The sequence below is a fragment of the Variovorax rhizosphaerae genome, assembly GCF_037889975.1.
GTDB lineage: Bacteria > Pseudomonadota > Gammaproteobacteria > Burkholderiales > Burkholderiaceae_C > Variovorax > Variovorax rhizosphaerae.
Window position 1 is genome coordinate 101,043 of the sequence record NZ_JBBKZT010000018.1, and the last position, 15,951, is coordinate 116,993.

The 15,951-nt window shown below is 70.2% G+C and carries 13 protein-coding genes; all 13 read left to right on the forward strand.

Annotated features, from left to right (window positions below; all coding sequences use genetic code 11):
* The first annotated feature begins 13 nt into the window (after positions 1-13).
* The 13 genes from WKW82_RS30290 to WKW82_RS30350 are packed head-to-tail and all read left to right on the forward strand — an operon-like array spanning position 14 to position 15,951.
* Positions 14-460 carry a phage tail protein gene (locus WKW82_RS30290; RefSeq protein WP_340333260.1) on the forward strand — a complete coding sequence of 149 codons (447 nt, stop codon included), beginning with the start codon at positions 14-16 and terminating at the stop codon, positions 458-460.
* Positions 461-477: 17 nt separating this feature from the next.
* Positions 478-2,058, forward strand: a complete 1,581-nt coding sequence (locus WKW82_RS30295) for a phage tail protein (RefSeq protein WP_340346456.1) — start codon at positions 478-480, stop codon at positions 2,056-2,058.
* Positions 2,059-2,074: 16 nt separating this feature from the next.
* A complete protein-coding gene (locus WKW82_RS30300) occupies positions 2,075-2,578 on the forward strand; it encodes a phage tail protein (RefSeq protein ID WP_340346457.1) in 504 nt (167 codons plus the stop codon).
* Positions 2,578-3,726 (forward strand): CIS tube protein, encoded by a 1,149-nt coding sequence (locus WKW82_RS30305; protein ID WP_340346458.1) that lies wholly within the window; start codon positions 2,578-2,580, stop codon positions 3,724-3,726. The genes WKW82_RS30300 and WKW82_RS30305 overlap by 1 nt, the downstream gene beginning before the upstream one ends.
* Before the next feature lie 5 nt (positions 3,727-3,731).
* Positions 3,732-3,899, forward strand: coding sequence for a hypothetical protein (locus WKW82_RS30310; RefSeq protein ID WP_340346459.1), 168 nt, complete (start codon positions 3,732-3,734; stop codon positions 3,897-3,899).
* 13 nt (positions 3,900-3,912) lie between these two features.
* Positions 3,913-4,998 carry a phage late control D family protein gene (locus WKW82_RS30315; protein WP_340346461.1) on the forward strand — a complete coding sequence of 362 codons (1,086 nt, stop codon included), beginning with the start codon at positions 3,913-3,915 and terminating at the stop codon, positions 4,996-4,998.
* 1 nt (position 4,999) lies between these two features.
* A complete protein-coding gene (locus WKW82_RS30320; protein WP_340346462.1) occupies positions 5,000-5,689 on the forward strand; it encodes a phage baseplate assembly protein V in 690 nt (229 codons plus the stop codon).
* A gap of 6 nt (positions 5,690-5,695) precedes the next feature.
* Positions 5,696-7,387, forward strand: a complete 1,692-nt coding sequence (locus WKW82_RS30325) for a hypothetical protein (protein ID WP_340346463.1) — start codon at positions 5,696-5,698, stop codon at positions 7,385-7,387.
* Entirely contained in the window at positions 7,380-7,781 is a 402-nt protein-coding gene (locus WKW82_RS30330; protein WP_340346465.1) for a GPW/gp25 family protein, read from the forward strand. Before WKW82_RS30325 ends, WKW82_RS30330 begins: the two co-directional genes overlap by 8 nt.
* Before the next feature lie 6 nt (positions 7,782-7,787).
* Positions 7,788-10,076, forward strand: a complete 2,289-nt coding sequence (locus WKW82_RS30335) for a putative baseplate assembly protein (RefSeq protein WP_340346466.1) — start codon at positions 7,788-7,790, stop codon at positions 10,074-10,076.
* Between the two features lie 6 nt (positions 10,077-10,082).
* Positions 10,083-12,701 (forward strand): phage tail protein, encoded by a 2,619-nt coding sequence (locus WKW82_RS30340; RefSeq protein ID WP_340346467.1) that lies wholly within the window; start codon positions 10,083-10,085, stop codon positions 12,699-12,701.
* A 1-nt stretch (position 12,702) separates the two neighbouring features.
* A complete protein-coding gene (locus tag WKW82_RS30345; protein WP_340346468.1) occupies positions 12,703-13,626 on the forward strand; it encodes a hypothetical protein in 924 nt (307 codons plus the stop codon).
* Positions 13,627-13,635: 9 nt separating this feature from the next.
* Positions 13,636-15,951: a hypothetical protein gene (locus WKW82_RS30350; protein WP_340346469.1), complete on the forward strand. Its 2,316-nt coding sequence runs from the start codon at positions 13,636-13,638 to the stop codon at positions 15,949-15,951.

Sequence of the window (15,951 nt, forward strand, 5' to 3'; positions counted from 1 at the left end):
GGAGCTTGCAGCCATGGCAAACCGCAACACGCCCTACGGCGCTTTCAATTTCACCGTCAACTTCGACGGCGGGGAGGTCTTCGGTGGCTTCTCCGACGTGTCGGGCCTCGGCACCGAAGTCACGGTCGCCGAATACCGCAACGGCAACGAGCGCGAGAACCACGTGCGCAAGGTGGCCGGCGTGCACAAGGTCAGCGACGTCACGCTCAAGCGCGGCGTCATCAATTCGAAGACGCTGTTCGACTGGATCAAGCAGACCCGCGTGGCCGGCCCCGATGCGCAGCGCAAGAGCGTGACCATCAAGCTGCTCGACGAAGCCCAGCAGCCGGTGCAGCAATGGGTGCTGAGCAACGTGATCCCGATGAAGTACACCGGGCCGACGCTGGCTGGCAAGGGCGGCGGCGACCTGGCACTGGAAGAGATCGTGCTCAGCGCCGAAGGCCTGACCATCGAAGTCTGACGAGGACGAGGCCCCACATGCCGCTGGTGTTCGCCCCCGCCGAGATCCCGGCCACCGTCGTGGCCGAGCGCACCGATGTTGCCTGCTTCATCGGCTTCGTGCATCGGCGCGCTGGCACGGCGTTCTCGGCGGCGCAACGGGCCGACCTGCGCGATGCGGGCTGGATCGATGGGCCGTGGGCCCTGCCGGCGGACCGGCTCGATGCGCTGGACCAGGTGCCGGTGGCGGTGGAGAGTTGGTCGGAGTTCGACCGGCTGTTCGACAGCGTGGCGCGGCCCTTGAGCCTCGACGGCAGCCAGCGTTGTGCGGCGGTGCTGGGCGCTGCAGTGCGGAGCTTCTTCATTGCGGGCGGACGGCGAGCCATCATCGTGCGGGTGGGCGATCCGTGGCCGGTGCTGGAGGCTGAGCCACGCGACCAGGCCGAGCGCAATGCGCGCGTGGTGCTTGTGGCGGCGCGTCTTGCTGCATTGCTGCCGCCGCGTGCCGTCGACCGCTTCAATCCGGCGGCCTGGCAGGGACTGGAGCACTTGATCGGCCTGGAGCAAGTCGCGCTGCTGTGCCTGCCGGACCTGCCCTTGCTGCATGCATTGCCGACGCCCGCGCCGGACGGTGAACGGCCGATCGTCACGTCGCCGGAAGTGTTCGTCGAATGCAGCGGCAACGATGTCGGTCCCGTGGTGGATCCCGGCTTGCGTCGCATCGCGGCGCCGCGGCTCGATGTCGCCGGCACCGCGGCGTGGGCCCAGGCGGTCGGCCGCGTGCGGGACTTCCTCTTGCGCTACCGGCGCGACTGCGGCTTTGTCGCCGCCCTGCCCTTGTTCGAAGGCAGCGCGGGATGGCAGCGCCGCTACGTTGCAGATCCGCTCGGTGCATTGACCGAGGCCACGCTGTTGCGCGCCGCCGGCACCGACCCGGCGCAGGCCAGCAGCGCCTTCGTGCAGATCGCCACGCCGTGGCTGGAAAGCCCGGCAAGCCAGGACATGCCGCAAGCGCTGATGCCGCCCGATGGACTGCTTTGCGGCACGCTGGCGCGCAATGCCCTGACGCGCGGCACCTTCCGCAGCGCGGCCGGCACGCCTCGGCTGGAGATCATCCGCGGCGAGCCCACGCCCGCGACCAGCCTGGTGGCGGAACATCCGTGGGCCCGACTGGCGGAGCGCGTGTGCGTCTTCGCACCGGGGCCGGATGGCTGGGCATTGCAGTCGGACGTCACGAGCTCGCCTGCGCCGGCCTGGCGCGGCGGGCAGGCATCGCGGCTGGTGGCCAGCGTATTGCGCTCGGCTCGCGCGATGGGACAGGCACACGCCTTTGGCTTGAACGGGCCGGCGTTGTGGCGGCAGGCGAGGCTCTCGCTCGAGCAATTGCTGATGGGCTACTGGCGCGCCGGTGGCCTCGGCGGCGACACACCGGAAGACGCTTTCGAGGTGCGATGCGACCGCAGGACGATGACGCAGGCCGACCTCGATGCAGGGCGCCTGATCGTCGAGGTGGTGCTGCTGCCCGCGGCCTCGGTCGAGCGCATCACCGTGAGCTTCTCGCTGCTCGCCGCACAGCACGCCGAAGGCAGCGACGCGGTGCTCGGGGAGGCGGTCGCCTGACCGCAGGGGAACCCAAATGGCCGACGCGCAAGACCTCCAGGAAAACCTGCTGCAGCCGCTGCAGATGTTCCGCTTCCACGTCTCGTTCAAGCGGGCCGTGCTGACGGGCGGCAAGGGACAGGCTGGGGCGGAGATCAATCTCTGCTCGGGCGCCTTCTCGGAATGTTCCGGACTGGAAGCCACGATGGAGCCCAAGGTCATCAAGTCCGGCGGCGCCAACTACGGCGCGGCGCAGCGCGTGGGTCCGGTGAGCTTCGCCACGGTGATCCTCAAGCGCGGCGTCACCAGCACGCGCCATGCGTGGGAGTGGTTCGCGCTGGTGGCCGGCGGTGCCAGCGCGTACCGGCTCGACGTCTCGATCGCGGTGCAGGACGCGGCCGGCAACACGGCGATGACCTGGCGCCTGGCGCGTGCGATGCCGGTCAAGTTCAAAGCCGCCGACCTCAACGCCCGCACGGCGGAGATCGGCATCGAGGAGCTGCACCTGGTCCATGAAGGCCTGCAGCTGGAGGCGCCGTGATGGCACTGCAACCCACCGACCGCGCGGTCACCCTCGCCCACTTCAAGATCGATGGCGGCGACGACATCACGGTGCACTTCAACCCGGCATCGCTGCAGTACAGCGTGTCGAACACGATGGGCGAGGCCAAGGGGCCGAACAAGAAGCAGTACGTCGCCAACAGCAGCGCCAAGCTGACGATGGACCTGGTGTTCGACACCACGCACAACGGCCAGGACGTGCGCGAACTCAGCGACCGCATGGCGCGGCTCATGAAGCCGGACGGGCCCAAGGGCAAGCAGGTGCCGCCGAAGGTGACCTTCAGCTGGGGCACCTATGAGTTCACCGGCATGGTGGAGCAGTACAAGGAAACGCTCGACTACTTCTCGCCCGAAGGCGTGCCCCTGCGCTGCGGCATCAACCTGACGCTGGCGAGCCAGGACAAGGTCTTCGCGGACCAGAAGCATGCGCCGGCTGCGTCGGTCGATGCGGCGCCGACGAATGCGCCGCCGGTCATGGTGCCGGCCGGGAACAGCCCTGGGTCGCCGAATCCGGCGAGCGTGGCCAATCAGCTTGGACAGCCGCGTGCGGCGCGGGACATCGCGAGTGCCAACGGCAGCGCGAGCCTTCGCTTTGCGGACGGCGGGACGCTGGCGGTGGGTGGGGCTGGGGTCACGTTGAATGCGGCGGCGGCGTTTTCCACAGGGGCATCGGCGAGTGCCGGGTTCGGGATCGGCATGGGGGCTGGTGCGGGAGTCGGGGCGAGCGCTGGTGCGGGATTCGGGCTCAGTGCGGGTGCCGGTGCCGGCGCGGGGTTCGGCCTCGGTGCAAACGCAGGCGCAGGCGCAGGTGCCAGCACCGGCATCGGCTTCAGCGCTTCCGCCTCCGCCAGCGCATCGAGCGGCAGCAGCCTATCGCTCGGCACGGCCTCCAACGGCGCTTTTGCCGGCCTGCGCGTCGACATGCCGCCTGCGCCTTCGCTGTCCCTCAACACGAGCAACGCCGCGCTGAGCCTCACGGCCGGCGCCTCCATCGGCGCATCGGCCGGCATCTCGGCGGGCGCATCCATTGGCGTCGGCGGCCAGGCGGCAGCCGGTGGTGGCGCGGGCCTTGTGGCGCAGGTCGACATTCCATCGGGGTTGCGCGCCTCGATCAACTTCGAGGGTTGAACACCATGGCCATCGTTTTCGAGAACGTCACCGCGGAGATCGCGCCACCCGCCACGGCAGGCGAGGCCGCGCCGGCACAGCAGCAAACGCAGCAGGGCCCCGATCCGCTCGAAGCCCTGCGCCACGCGCTCGCGTTGATGGCCGAACGCCAGGCCCGCCTGCTCGCCGACTGAGGAGCCCAGCAACATGGCCGAAACATCCGTCAGCCAGGCCGCCATCTACCGCGCACGGCCGACCTTGCGCTTCGATGGGCAGGAAGACGAGCGCGCCGCCGAACTGGTCCAGTCGATGCGCATGCACGAGCAGGACGGCGGCTTGAGCGGCATCGAGCTGCGCTTCTCCAATTGGGCCAGCACGCCGGACGGCGGCGCCAGCCTGGCCTTTTCGTCGGGATCGAAGCTGGCGCTGGGCGCGGCGTTGATCGTCTACCTCGGCGAAGAGGCCAGCCCCTGCGAGATCTTCCGCGGCCGCATCACCGCGCTCGAACTCGAATACGCGACCGGCGAGCCACCGACCATCGTTGCGCTCGCCGAAGACGCATTGCAGGCCGCGCGCCTCACCCGCCGCAGCCGCACCTGGACCGACAAGACCCCGGCCGACGTGGTCAAGGCCATCGCCAGCGACCTCGGCCTGCGTCCGGTGATTGCCGGCCTGACCTCGCCCAGCGGCACCTGGGCCCAATTGGCCGAGAGCGACCTCGCCTTCCTGCGCCGCCTGCTGGAGCGCTTCGACGCCGACCTGCAGATCGCCGGCGAAGAACTGCAGGTGTCTCCGCGCGCGGACGTGAAGCGCAACGCCATCGAACTCCAGATGCACGGCCAGCTTGGCCGCGCCCGCGTGCGGGCCGACCTGGCCGACCAGGCCACCAGCGTCAGCGTGCGCGGCTGGGATGCGGCGCAAGGCAGCGTGGCCGAGTCCACCGCCGACAGCGGGACGCACCTCGGCCCGGGCAGCGGCAAGACGGGCGCGCAACTGTTGAGGGATGCATTCGGCGCGCGCCATGAACGCGTCGCGCAGGTCAGCGTTGCAACGAATGAAGAAGCGACTGTTGTCGCGCAGACTGCCTTCGACCAGCGCGCACGCCGCTTCGTGAAAGTCGACGGCACCACCGAAGGCAACCCGAAGTTGCGCGTCGGCAGCCACGTGACGCTGACCGGCCTCGACACGCGCTTCGACAACACCTACTACGTGACGCAGGCCTGCCATCTGTTCGATCTGCAGCACGGCTACCGCACCGAATTCAGCGCCGAGTGCGCGTACCTGGCTGGCTGACATGCACATCAACCATTCCATCTTCGACCGCCCCGCCGCGTTCTACCAGGCCGCGCACCTGGCCCGCGTCGTCTCGCTCGACGATCCCGACAGTGCCAACCGCGTGCAGGTCCGCCTCATTGCCTTCGACGGCGACGACAACGATGCGCCGCTGTGGGCGCGTGTGGTGTCGGCGTTTGCGGGCAATGAGCGCGGCGCCTTCTTCATCCCGGATGTGGATGACGAAGTGCTGGTGGTCTTCGCGGGGGGCGACACGCGCTTTCCATTGATCGTCGGCGGGCTCTGGAACGGTGCCTCGCCCGCGCCGGCTTCGATCGACAGCGGAGGGCGCAACGTCACCAAGTGCATCGCGTCAAAGAACGGCATCCGCATCACCTTCACGGACGAAAGCGGCCAGGAAACCTTGAAGCTTGAAACGCCTGGCGGCCAGAGCGTGACGCTGAAGGACGGACCCGGCACGCTGACGCTGGAGGATTCCAACGGCAATTCCATCAAGCTGGAGACTGCTGGCATCACGGTGACTGCGTCGGCCAAGGTCACGGTGCAGGCCTCGCAGGTGGCCGTGAGCGCCGGGATGGTCACGGTCGATGCGGGCATGTCGACCTTCAGCGGCGTCGTCAAGTGCGACACGCTGATCAGCAACACGGTGATCTCCACCGCCTACACGCCCGGTGCGGGCAACATCTGGTAGACCGGCATGGCACAAGTCCTTCAACGGCAGCAGCCACCCATGCAGCAGCACCATCCGGTGCGGGTTGGCGCACCGCGCAACCTCCGGCCGCCACCGGCGCCCGGCCAGGGCAGCGCGCCCTTCCTGCTGCAACGCAGCGATGACGACTTCCTCGCCAGCACCTACGCGCAACTGCGCGATGCCGATGGCAGTGCCGCGCTGAAGAGTCTCGTCGCGGGTCAGCGCAACAAGTCCGGCGTGCTGAAGCTGTTCCAGCCGGTGCAGCGGCAGTTCCACCTGGCGCTGATCGAAGCCTGGTGCGACACGCCCGGCCTGCCGCGACTGGACCCCAAGCGCATCGCCTCGGCCGGCTTCGTCGTGCGGCGATTGCGCAGCGACCCGCACGGTTCCTGGCTCGAAGGATGGATGTCGCGGCGCGGCGTGCTGCAAGGCTGGGCGCGGGTCGAACGCCTTGGCGCCGAGGGCGCGGACCCCGGCATGCAACAGCGCCTGCCCGCACCACGCCTCGGCGCGGCGCTCGACCGGGCCTTCACTCAACTCGCGCTCGAACCGGCCGATGCCTGGCTCGAAGAAAAGACGCACCCGCTGTTCCTCGCGCCACCGGACGTCTGCGCCGCCGCGGCCAAGACCCTCTACTGCGGCATCGTGCCGACCAGCAGCGGTGAACTCGCCGCGATGCCCGCGCCAGAAAGCGAAACCTTCGGCGACGGCTTCGGCGCCGACTCGGCCGACTTCATAAACCATCTCGTCGAACCTTTGCGCGGCGAGGCGATGGACTTCCCATTCGCCGGCAGCTCGCTGCAAACGGCCTGGGTCGATGCACTCGGCGAGCCCGGTGCTGCCATCCAGCCGCAAGGCATCAGCAACGCGGACTGGGCCGTACTCAACGCCAACCCAGGCAACCTCGCGATGAAGCGCTTCGTGACGCTGCTGCGGCAGTTGGCGAGCGAGTTCGATGCCTTCGGCACCAGCCCGGCGAGCGCTGCGGTCTACGCGCGGCTGCAGGCCATCCAGTTGCCGATGGTCTTCCGCGGCAGAGACAACGAGGTCCAGCGCTTCGTCGATGCCGGCAGCTTCCTGCGCGCCGCCGTGCGCCTGGTCATCGAGCGCGACCCCGGCGCACCCGCGCCCGAGATGCCGCGCGCCTGGCCCGCACTCTCCGACGCCGACAAGCGCGCCCTGCGCTCATCGCTCTCCTCCGCCATGCGCGCCCGTTTCGCCACCGTGAAGGGCGCCCCAGGACGCTACGACGAGCCGGGTTCCAAGTACATCGTGCATGCCTTCGTCCGCCTCAAGCCCGAAGGCAGCTGCCCCGCCCGCACCGTCTGGTCCGAGCCCAGCGAGCCCTTCGTCATCGCCCCCTGGTACGAAGGCGCGGGCGCCCCACCGGTACAGATCGCCATGCCCGACCCGACCGACCGTGGCTTCCTCGCCGGCCTCAAGCCCAATGTCTCCTTCGTCGTGCCGCCCTCGCTGCAGACGCTGATGTCGGGCAACCCCAAGGACATGCTCGACGGCAAGGGCTCGACCGGCAACCTCACGCTCGGCTGGATCTGCAGCTTCAACATCCCGATCATCACGATCTGCGCGTTCATCTCGCTGAACATCTTCCTGAGCCTGTTCGACCTGTTCTTCCGCTGGATGCTGTTCATCAAGATCTGCATCCCGTTCCCCAAGCGGAGCGACGGCAATGGCTGAGTTCAACCTGACCCGCCCCGCCATCGGCTGGCCGCTGTTCGCGCTGCCCGATGCCCACGGCCGCCTCGACTGGCCGGTGCTCGAACGCAGCGTGCGCGACACCTTGCAGGCGCTGCTGGCCACCCGCCCCGGCGAGCAACTGATGCGGCCCGACTTCGGCGCCGGCCTCGACCGCCTGCTGCACGAGCCCAACACGCTGGCCACGCGCCGCCGCATCCAGGTGCTGGTGACCGATGCCGTCACGCGCTGGGAGCCGCGCATCGTGCTCGACCGGGTCGACGTGCTCGAGGTCGCTGGCGAGCCCACACAGATCCGTGTCGAGATCGCCTACCGGCTGCAACGCACCGGCGAGGCCGCGACGCTCGCGCTGACCATGACACAAGAAACCCGGTAACGCACCATGGCCATCACCCCACCCCGCCTGGACGACCGGCGCTTCGACGACCTCGTCGAAGACCTGCTCGCCCGCATCCCGGCCCACACGCCGGAATGGACCAACCCGCGCCTCGGCGATCCCGGCCGCACCATGGTCGAGCTGTTCGCATGGCTCGGCGATGCGCTGCTGTACCGCGCCAACCTCGTGCCCGAACGGCAGCGGCTGGTGTTCCAACAGTTGCTCGGTGCGCCGATGAAGGGCGCGTTGCCGGCGCGCGGCATCGTGCAACTGGCCTACGCGCAGCCACCCAACGAACTGGCCGTGCAGACCCTGCAACCCGGCGCCACGCTGAGCGGCGCGGCGCCCTTCGAGACACTGGCCGAGACCAGCGTGCTGCCGATCGTGGCCGAGGCGTACATCAAGCGTGCGCTGGACGATGGCGAGCGCGCCCGCATGGCCGACGTCGTTGCGGGGCTGGCGCGCATCCATCGCGTCAACGGCGCGGCCGAGCCCTATGAAACGCATCGCGTGTTCGATGCCGATCGAGCCGAGCCCGATGGCCTCGACGTCTTCGCGAGCAGCATCGATCGCGTGCTGTGGCTCGCATTGCTCGCGCCCACCGCGGCCCGGCCCACCGAGCAGGCGGCCACCAACGCGGCGGTGCGCAACGCCCTCGGCGGCGCGGCCGGCACGCCGACGCTGCTGTCGCTCGGCGTGGTGCCCACCATCAGCACGCCGGAACTGTTCGATGAACTCGAAACGCCTGCCCCGCTGCCCGTGCTGTGGGAACTCGCGACACGCGGCACCGGCACCTTCGGCACCGAGTACCTCACGCTCGATCCGCTGCCGGACAGCAACACCACCGCAGGCCTGACCCGTGCCGGCACGCTGCGACTGCCCTTGCCCGACAGTGACCGCCTGTGGGTGCCGCCGAACGATGTGCTGGCCAATCCGTCGGCCGGCGTTGGCGACACCCCACCGCGCATCGACGACGCCGATCGCGCTGGGCGCCTCGTGGGCTGGCTGCGGCTGCGCCCGCGGCCTGGTGGGCAGGTCGAGCATCTGGCGCTGTCGTGGATCGGCGCGAATGCGGTCGAAGTGGACCAGCGCGTCACCTTGCGCGGCAGCGTGCTCGGCAGTTCCACCGGCGCGGCGGACCAGAGTTTTTCATTGCCGCAAGGCTCGGTCGATGCCGACACGCTGGTGATCGAGGTCGAGGAACCCGGACAGGGCTACCGCACGTGGAGCCGCGTCGAGGACTTGGCAACGATCGATGCCAACCCCAACGTCGCACGCGAAGCCGCCGCCTTCGAACTCGATGCCGCCGCAGGCACGCTGCGCTTCGGCGACGGCATTCGCGGACGCATCCCGGATCGCCAGATGCGCGTGCGCCTGGCCTTCGGTCGCTTCGGTGGTGGCGTGGTCGGCAACCTCCCACCACAGTCCCTCACGGCCATCAGCGCCACGCGCGTCGAAGGTGGTCGCTCGTCTCCGCTCAAGGTGCAGCAGCCGCTCGCCATGCAAGGCGGCGTCGATGCCGAGACCATGGCACAGGCCGAAGCGCGCATCCCCGCGCTGCTGCGCCATCGCGACCGGGCCGTGACGCCGCTCGACTACCAGCGCCTCGCCTTCGAAGTGCCCGGCATTGCGATGGGCCGCGTCGAGGTCATGCCGCGCTTCAAGCCGCGCGACCGGCGCTTCGAGGTGCCCGGGGTGGTCAGCGTGATGGTGCTGCCCGAGCAGCCGATGACCACGGCGCAGGCAAGTAACCCGCGCCCCGATCGGCCCTTCCTCGAACGCACGCACAGCCACCTTGCAGCCCGCTCGCCGCTGGCTTCGGAGCTGTACGTGATCGGCTGCGAATACATCCCGCTGGGGTTGGCCGTCGGTGTCGTGCTGCGCGATGGCTTCGGCCGCGATGCCGTGCTGCTCGAAGTGCGTCAAGCGTTGAAGCGGCTGCTGTGGCCTCTGCCACCCGGGGGCGCCGATGGCAAGGGGTGGACGCTGGGCCGACATGTGCGCGAGCGCGAGCTGGAGGTCGAGGTGTCCCGCGTGGCGGGCGTGCGCGAGGTGTCGGGGCTGAACCTGTTCGGCAAGGGCGTGTCGGAGAGCGGCCCCGCCTGGACGCTGCTGCCACGCAATCAGCCGGACGGCACGCGCAGCCTCGAACTCGCGCGCTGGCAGTTGCCCGAGTTGCTCGGCGTGATCGTCGTCGATGGGGACACGGCCGTGCCCACATCGCTGGCCGCGCTGCCCAACCCGTTCGCCAAGGCCAACCAGGTCGCGGTGCCCGTCGTGCCCGAACTCTGCTGAAACGCCATGGACGCCAATGGCCTGCGCTTCTTCCTGCTGGCGAATGCCGGTCACTGGCGCAGCCATGGGCACACGCGCTACGACAGCGGCTGCAAGGCCTTGCGGCTGGCGAGCGAGCGCGAGATCGAATCGCCGGTCGATGCCGTTGCAGAGGCCGCGGCACTGGCCGCACTGGACGTGGTGCCGCGCGCGGTCGACAGCTTCGGCTCTGTGGCGCGATGGGACGGCGACGCGATGTCAGTGGTCGTGCATACCGGCCATCTGCCCGGAGATGCGATCACGCTGCCGCTGGAACTTGCACCGACCGACATCTGCGTCGGCACCAACGGCGTGCTCTACGTCGCCTTGCCCGACGGCGTGCTCATGCACGACCTGCGCGGCCGATTCGCGACGACACACGTGCCGACCGAGGGCTTCGTGCCGTGGCGCCTCGCGGCCCATGCGGATGGCGGCGTGTGGCTGCTGGAGCGCACCAGCGGAAGGCTGGCGCGGCTCGAAGGCCGTCCGCTCTCCTTGCAGACACCGGCACGCGACGAGTACGCACCACAGGTCTTCCGCCCCGAGCCCGAGAACTGCTTCCCGCCCACGCTGCGCCTGCTGGAACAAGTCGCCTGGCCCGCCGACGAACAGCCCATCGCGCTGGCGGCCTGCCCCGGCCCGTCGTTGCGCCTGTTGAGCTGGGGCCCCGACGGCGCGGCACGCCTGCGCGGCATCGACGCCGTCCGTGGCGCGCTCACACCCGCCGTGGAACTCGCCGGTGGCCGCTACGCCTACAGCCTGGCTTGGCTCGCCAACGGCGCCATAGCCGTGCGACTGCCCGGCCGCACCGATGCCCTGTCCTTCGACGACGGCGGCATCGTGCTCGGCGAGGTCTATCCGCTGGCCATCGGCGCCGTCGATGCCTCCTTCGCCCACACGCTGGAAACGCCCCCGCGCTACCCGTTGAACGACGACGAGGCCGAGCCCTTGCTGCCGCTCTCGCTGGTCAACACCGCGCGCCGCGGCGAAGCCACGAACTGGATCGATACCGCCGACGGCCTTGCGGCCCAATGGCTCGACAGCGGCCAACCCGACACCGTCTGGCATCGCCTCATGGCCGAGGCCTCGATCCCCGCCGGGACAGGCTTCATCGCCTGGCTCGCCGCCACCGCCGACCCCACGCCTCCCGCACTGGACGACGCAAGCGCATGGCAACCGCACGGCTTCGGCCGCGACATCGGCGCGCTCGCCCCGGCGATCATGGCCGGCCCGGTGCCACGCGCCGCCTGGGACCCTGCGCCATCGGAGCTGCCTGGCCATCCCGGCCTCGCATCCTGGACGCTCGAACGCGACCGTTGCGGCCTGTTCGGCGTGCTGATCCAGGACGCGACGCGCCGCGTGCGCCGCCTAGTGGGCCGCTACCTGTGGGTGCGCTGCACGCTGCTCGGCGACGGCCGCGCCACACCCGAGATCTGCGCACTGCGCGCCTGGGCCGGCCGCTTCGACTACGTCGACCACTACCTGCCGCGCTTCCTGCGCGAGACGCAGTTCGGCTCCGATGCGCAGGCCGCTGGCGAGCGCCTCGCGACCTTGCCCGCCAGTGCAATGGCCTCGCTCGACGCAGGCGGCGCCGCCGACGCCACGGTCCTCCAGGCCCTGCAACAGCAACTGCCCGAAGTCTCGACCGCGCTCGTCGCCACGCCCATCCAGCCGCAGCAACGCTGGCGCCTGTTCGACAGCGCGCAGCAGGCCACCTGGCACCTGGTGCGCGACCCGCTGGGCGCACGCGACATCGGCGTCTACCGGCCAAAGGCCACCCCCTCGGACTTCCTGTCCCGCATGGTCGCCAACTTCGAAGGCGTGCTGACCACGCTGGAAGACCGCGTCGCCAGCGCCCATGTGCTGACCCATCCGGCGACGGTGCCCGAGCCGCAACTCGACTGGCTCGCCACCTGGGTCGGCGTGGCCTTCGATCCGGTGCTGCCCGCCGATCGCCGCCGTGCCTGGCTGCGCGAAGCCCCCCGTCTTGCACGCTGGCATGGCACGCGACGCGGCCTGTCCTTCGCGCTCGACGTGGCAACCGGCGGCGGCGTGAGTGGCGGCGAGATCGTCGTGATCGAGGACTTCCGCCTGCGCCGCCTGCTGGCCACGCTGCTCGGCGTGGACCTCGTCGACGAGGACGATCCATTGCTCCCCGGCCTCGGCCGGAGCGGCAATTCCATCGTCGGCGACACGCTGTTCCTCGCCGACCAGCAGCAGGCCGAACTGATGGCCTTGTTCCGCAGCGACCAGGCCACCGATGCAGAGAACGATGCCGTGCTCGCCTTCTACGGCCGCCTCGCCCACCGCGCGACGATCTTTGTGCACCAGGACGTCGAGCCGCAAGACCTCGGCCTGATCCGCCGCATCGCCGAACTCGAAGCCCCGGCCCACGTCGACGTGCGCGTCGTGACCGCGACCAAGCCACTGCTGGTCGGCGTCTCCAGCCTGGTCGCCGTCGACACCTACCTCGCCCCGCCCGCCAGATCGCAACCGGTGCGCGTGCAGCGCAGCGTGCTCGGCATGGGCGACCTGGTGCGCCAGTCGCCCGCGCTCGACCCGCGCGTCGGCGGCAGCACCGCGCCCATCTTGAACCAGGAGCCATGACATGACCGTGCAAAGCCGCGATCCCAGCGCCGATCCGCTGTACGCCCGCCCGCTGCCCGAACGCCCCTCCTATGCCACCGGCATGATGCTGGCCGCGCAGGATTTCAGCGACGAACAGACCTACCACCGCGGCCGCCTCGCGCGCGCCCTGGCGCAGTTGTCCGGCAACGGCACGCTGGCCGGCCTGCGCGTGCACTACGAACCGGAAGTCATCGGCGGCGACGCGCCCCATCCGGAAGAGATCGTGGTGGACCCCGGTGTAGCGGTCGACCGGCTTGGCCGCCTCATCGAGGTGCCGCGTCCGGCCTGCCTGCGCCTCGTGCCGTGGTTCACGCAACAGGCCGCCGTGCAGGGCGGCGATGCGATGCGCCTGGCCAGCTACGACAACCTCGCCCGCTTCGCCAGCGTGCGCCGCCAGGCCGATGCCACGCCGCTGCCTGCGGCTGCGGTGGTCGCCGATGTCTATTTGCGCTTCATCGCCTGCGCGCATGGCTACACCCCCAGCTTCGCGACTGGGCCGTATGACGCGCTCGACGCGGTCTCGGTGTCGCGCCTGCGCGATGCCTACGAGGTGGTGATGACGCTGCGCGCCGGCCTCTCCAACACCAACAGCGGCCTGCCCCTGCAAGGCGCCGATCTCAGCGGCCAGTCACCCGCCGACCGCCGCGCCGCGACGCAAGATGCCGTGCTCGCTGCCTATCCCGCGACCGGCCGCTCCGGCAGCACCGACCCGCTCGACCCCTTGCCCGAACACCCGCTCGTGTTCGACCACAGCGCCGTGTTCCTCGCGCGCCTCTTCATGCCGGTGCAGGCGCTGGTCGCCACCGGCGCACCGTTGCGCAGCGCCGAAGCACCCCAAGTCGACAACTTCGGCCGCCGCTTCCTGCCGGCGGTCAACCTGCTGGCCAACGCCATCGGCCTCTAAGGACCCGCCATGCCTTTCCCCAACCTCACCCAAGGCGTCGCCCGCGAACTCGTCGCCCGTGCGGACGTGCAACGCCTGCGCAGCGCCGGCGTGCTCATCGAAGACCCCCGCCGCGAGCGCCCGCGCTGGTTCGACGGCCGCTTCCTGGCCGCACGCGACCTGATCCGCGAGCAGCAATACACCCTGACACGCGAGGCCGACCTGGGTCGCGCGGCCGGCAGCGGCGTCGCCCAGGGCCTGCGCGTGACCGAAAGCAGCGATTCCCAGTCATTGCACATTGAAACCGGACACGGCATCACCCCGGCCGGCGAACTCGTGCTGCTGCCACGCAACTTGGACATCGCACTGGCCAACATCGCGCAAGCCGAACAACTGTCCGCGCGCTTCGGCCTGGGCCGCATTCCCAACCCGCCGATGCGCAGTCGCACCGGCCTCTTCGTGCTCGCGTTGCGTCCGGTCGAATACACCGCCAACCCGATCGGCGCCTATCCCTCCTCCCTGACCGGCCAGCGCACCGTCGAGGACGGCGACACCATCGAGGCCACCGCCGTCGTGCTGGTGCCCTGGCCCGACGATGGCGCCACCGATGCGCTGGATGCGCGGCGCGGCCGGGTCGCGCGCGACGTGTTCGTGGCCGGCGGCGGCGCGAGCCTGTCGGCCAACGTGCTGCCGCTGGCGCTGCTGGCGCTGCGCAACAACACGGTCGAATGGGTCGACGAGGCGATGGTGCGGCGCGAACTCGGCGCGGACCGCGGCGACCTGCCCGGCCTTGGCTTCTCGCCACGCGCCTTGCGGCTGGCGCACCTGATGCAGTACCAGGACCACCTGGCCGACGTGCTCGTGAACACGCGGGGCCGAAGCTTCCCCGCGTCCTCGTGGTTCCCCGCGCTGCCCAGCGCCGGGCCGGTGCCGACCGGGCTCATCGACATCCGCGACTTCACGCAGGGCTTCTTCCCGGCCGAGATCGACGTGGACTTCAGCCCGGTGCCGGACGACGAACTGCCCGCGCTGATCGAGGACGCGCTGATGCTGCAACCGATCGACCTGCAAGCCTCCGCCGAGGCGCTGGATTCCACCGCGGTGCTGATCCTGGCCCCCGTGCCGCGCAACGAATGGCGCGCCGTGAATGCACGGCTGGCCAGCACCAGCCGGGTCGTCAAACCGGCCGCGCCCAACCTCATCGCGCAACGCAAGCCCTTCGAGATCCTGCAGAAGCTGCGCCTGCCCAGCGGTCCGGTCGTCGTGCTCGACCCGACCAGCCCGTCCGACGCCGAATGGCAGCGGCTAGCGCGCCTGCCCAACCTCTGGTTCGTGCGGCGCCGCCACATCGCCGTGCGCGACGACTACACCGGCGCCTGGCAGGCCGTGAGCGGTGTCGACGAACGCACGCTCGACACCTCGCTGCGCACGCGCATGAGCATGCTGGGGCTGAGCGATTCGTTCAACAACGTGGTGTCCCGTTCGTCGCCCGCGGCCGTGGGCACGCTGACCTCGCTGCTGTCGTCGAAGCGGCTGGCCGAATCGCCAGCGTTGAGCGCGGCGACCCTCGGCGCGCTGACCCAGGCTGCGCGGGACGCCGATGCGACGGCCCCGGCTGGCGAAACCGGCACGCGACCCTCGCTGGACTTGGCGACGGTGTTGAAGGTCAGCGCCGACCTCACCGCGCCGGGCGCCGGCCAAGGGCTGGAGCGCGTCGAGAAGGCCGCGCCCGAAGGCCAGTTGCGGCCCGACACGCTGCGCCGTATCGCGACCGGCGTGACATGGAAGAAGTTGGATCAGAACGCGTCGCAGGCGCCGACGCAGGTGGTGGCGGAACTGGCGCGCGTCCTCGATGCGCCGGTGGGCGCGCCGGGGACGCCGGTGCCAGTGCCACCCGTCGCGCCGACACCGACACCGACACCGACACCGACACCGACGCCAACACCAACGCCAACGCCCACTCCGACTCCGACTCCGACTCCGATCCCAACGCCAACGCCAACGCCGCCCGCGCCAACACCGCCAGCACCCGTACCGCCGCCGACGCGCCCGCCAGTCACGCCAACGCCGTCGCCCGTCCCCACGCGCCCGCCAGTCGTCACGCCAGCGCCAGGGCCCCGCCCGCCGATCCTGGGGCCTGTCACGCCCGTCAACCCCGTGACGCCGCTGACGCCGGTCTCACCCGTCATCAACCCTGGCACGCCCATCGTCTCGCCGGTCATCCGCGGCGGCGCTGTCTCGCCGGTGGTCCGCGCCGCGCGCAGCAAGGCGGCCGACGCACCCCAGCCCGACCCGGGCGATTCGCCATCGCGCAGTGGCCGCAAGGCCAAGCGCAAGGGAGGCTGA

Coding starts and splice junctions, on each gene's coding strand:
- WKW82_RS30350 (WP_340346469.1), top strand. CDS start 13,636: ATGCCTTTCCCCAACCTCACCCAAGGCGTCGCCCGCGAACTCGTCGCC.
- WKW82_RS30345 (WP_340346468.1), top strand. CDS start 12,703: ATGACCGTGCAAAGCCGCGATCCCAGCGCCGATCCGCTGTACGCCCGC.
- WKW82_RS30325 (WP_340346463.1), top strand. CDS start 5,696: ATGGCACAAGTCCTTCAACGGCAGCAGCCACCCATGCAGCAGCACCAT.
- WKW82_RS30320 (WP_340346462.1), top strand. CDS start 5,000: ATGCACATCAACCATTCCATCTTCGACCGCCCCGCCGCGTTCTACCAG.
- WKW82_RS30340 (WP_340346467.1), top strand. CDS start 10,083: ATGGACGCCAATGGCCTGCGCTTCTTCCTGCTGGCGAATGCCGGTCAC.
- WKW82_RS30335 (WP_340346466.1), top strand. CDS start 7,788: ATGGCCATCACCCCACCCCGCCTGGACGACCGGCGCTTCGACGACCTC.
- WKW82_RS30315 (WP_340346461.1), top strand. CDS start 3,913: ATGGCCGAAACATCCGTCAGCCAGGCCGCCATCTACCGCGCACGGCCG.
- WKW82_RS30300 (WP_340346457.1), top strand. CDS start 2,075: ATGGCCGACGCGCAAGACCTCCAGGAAAACCTGCTGCAGCCGCTGCAG.
- WKW82_RS30305 (WP_340346458.1), top strand. CDS start 2,578: ATGGCACTGCAACCCACCGACCGCGCGGTCACCCTCGCCCACTTCAAG.
- WKW82_RS30330 (WP_340346465.1), top strand. CDS start 7,380: ATGGCTGAGTTCAACCTGACCCGCCCCGCCATCGGCTGGCCGCTGTTC.
- WKW82_RS30310 (WP_340346459.1), top strand. CDS start 3,732: ATGGCCATCGTTTTCGAGAACGTCACCGCGGAGATCGCGCCACCCGCC.
- WKW82_RS30295 (WP_340346456.1), top strand. CDS start 478: ATGCCGCTGGTGTTCGCCCCCGCCGAGATCCCGGCCACCGTCGTGGCC.
- WKW82_RS30290 (WP_340333260.1), top strand. CDS start 14: ATGGCAAACCGCAACACGCCCTACGGCGCTTTCAATTTCACCGTCAAC.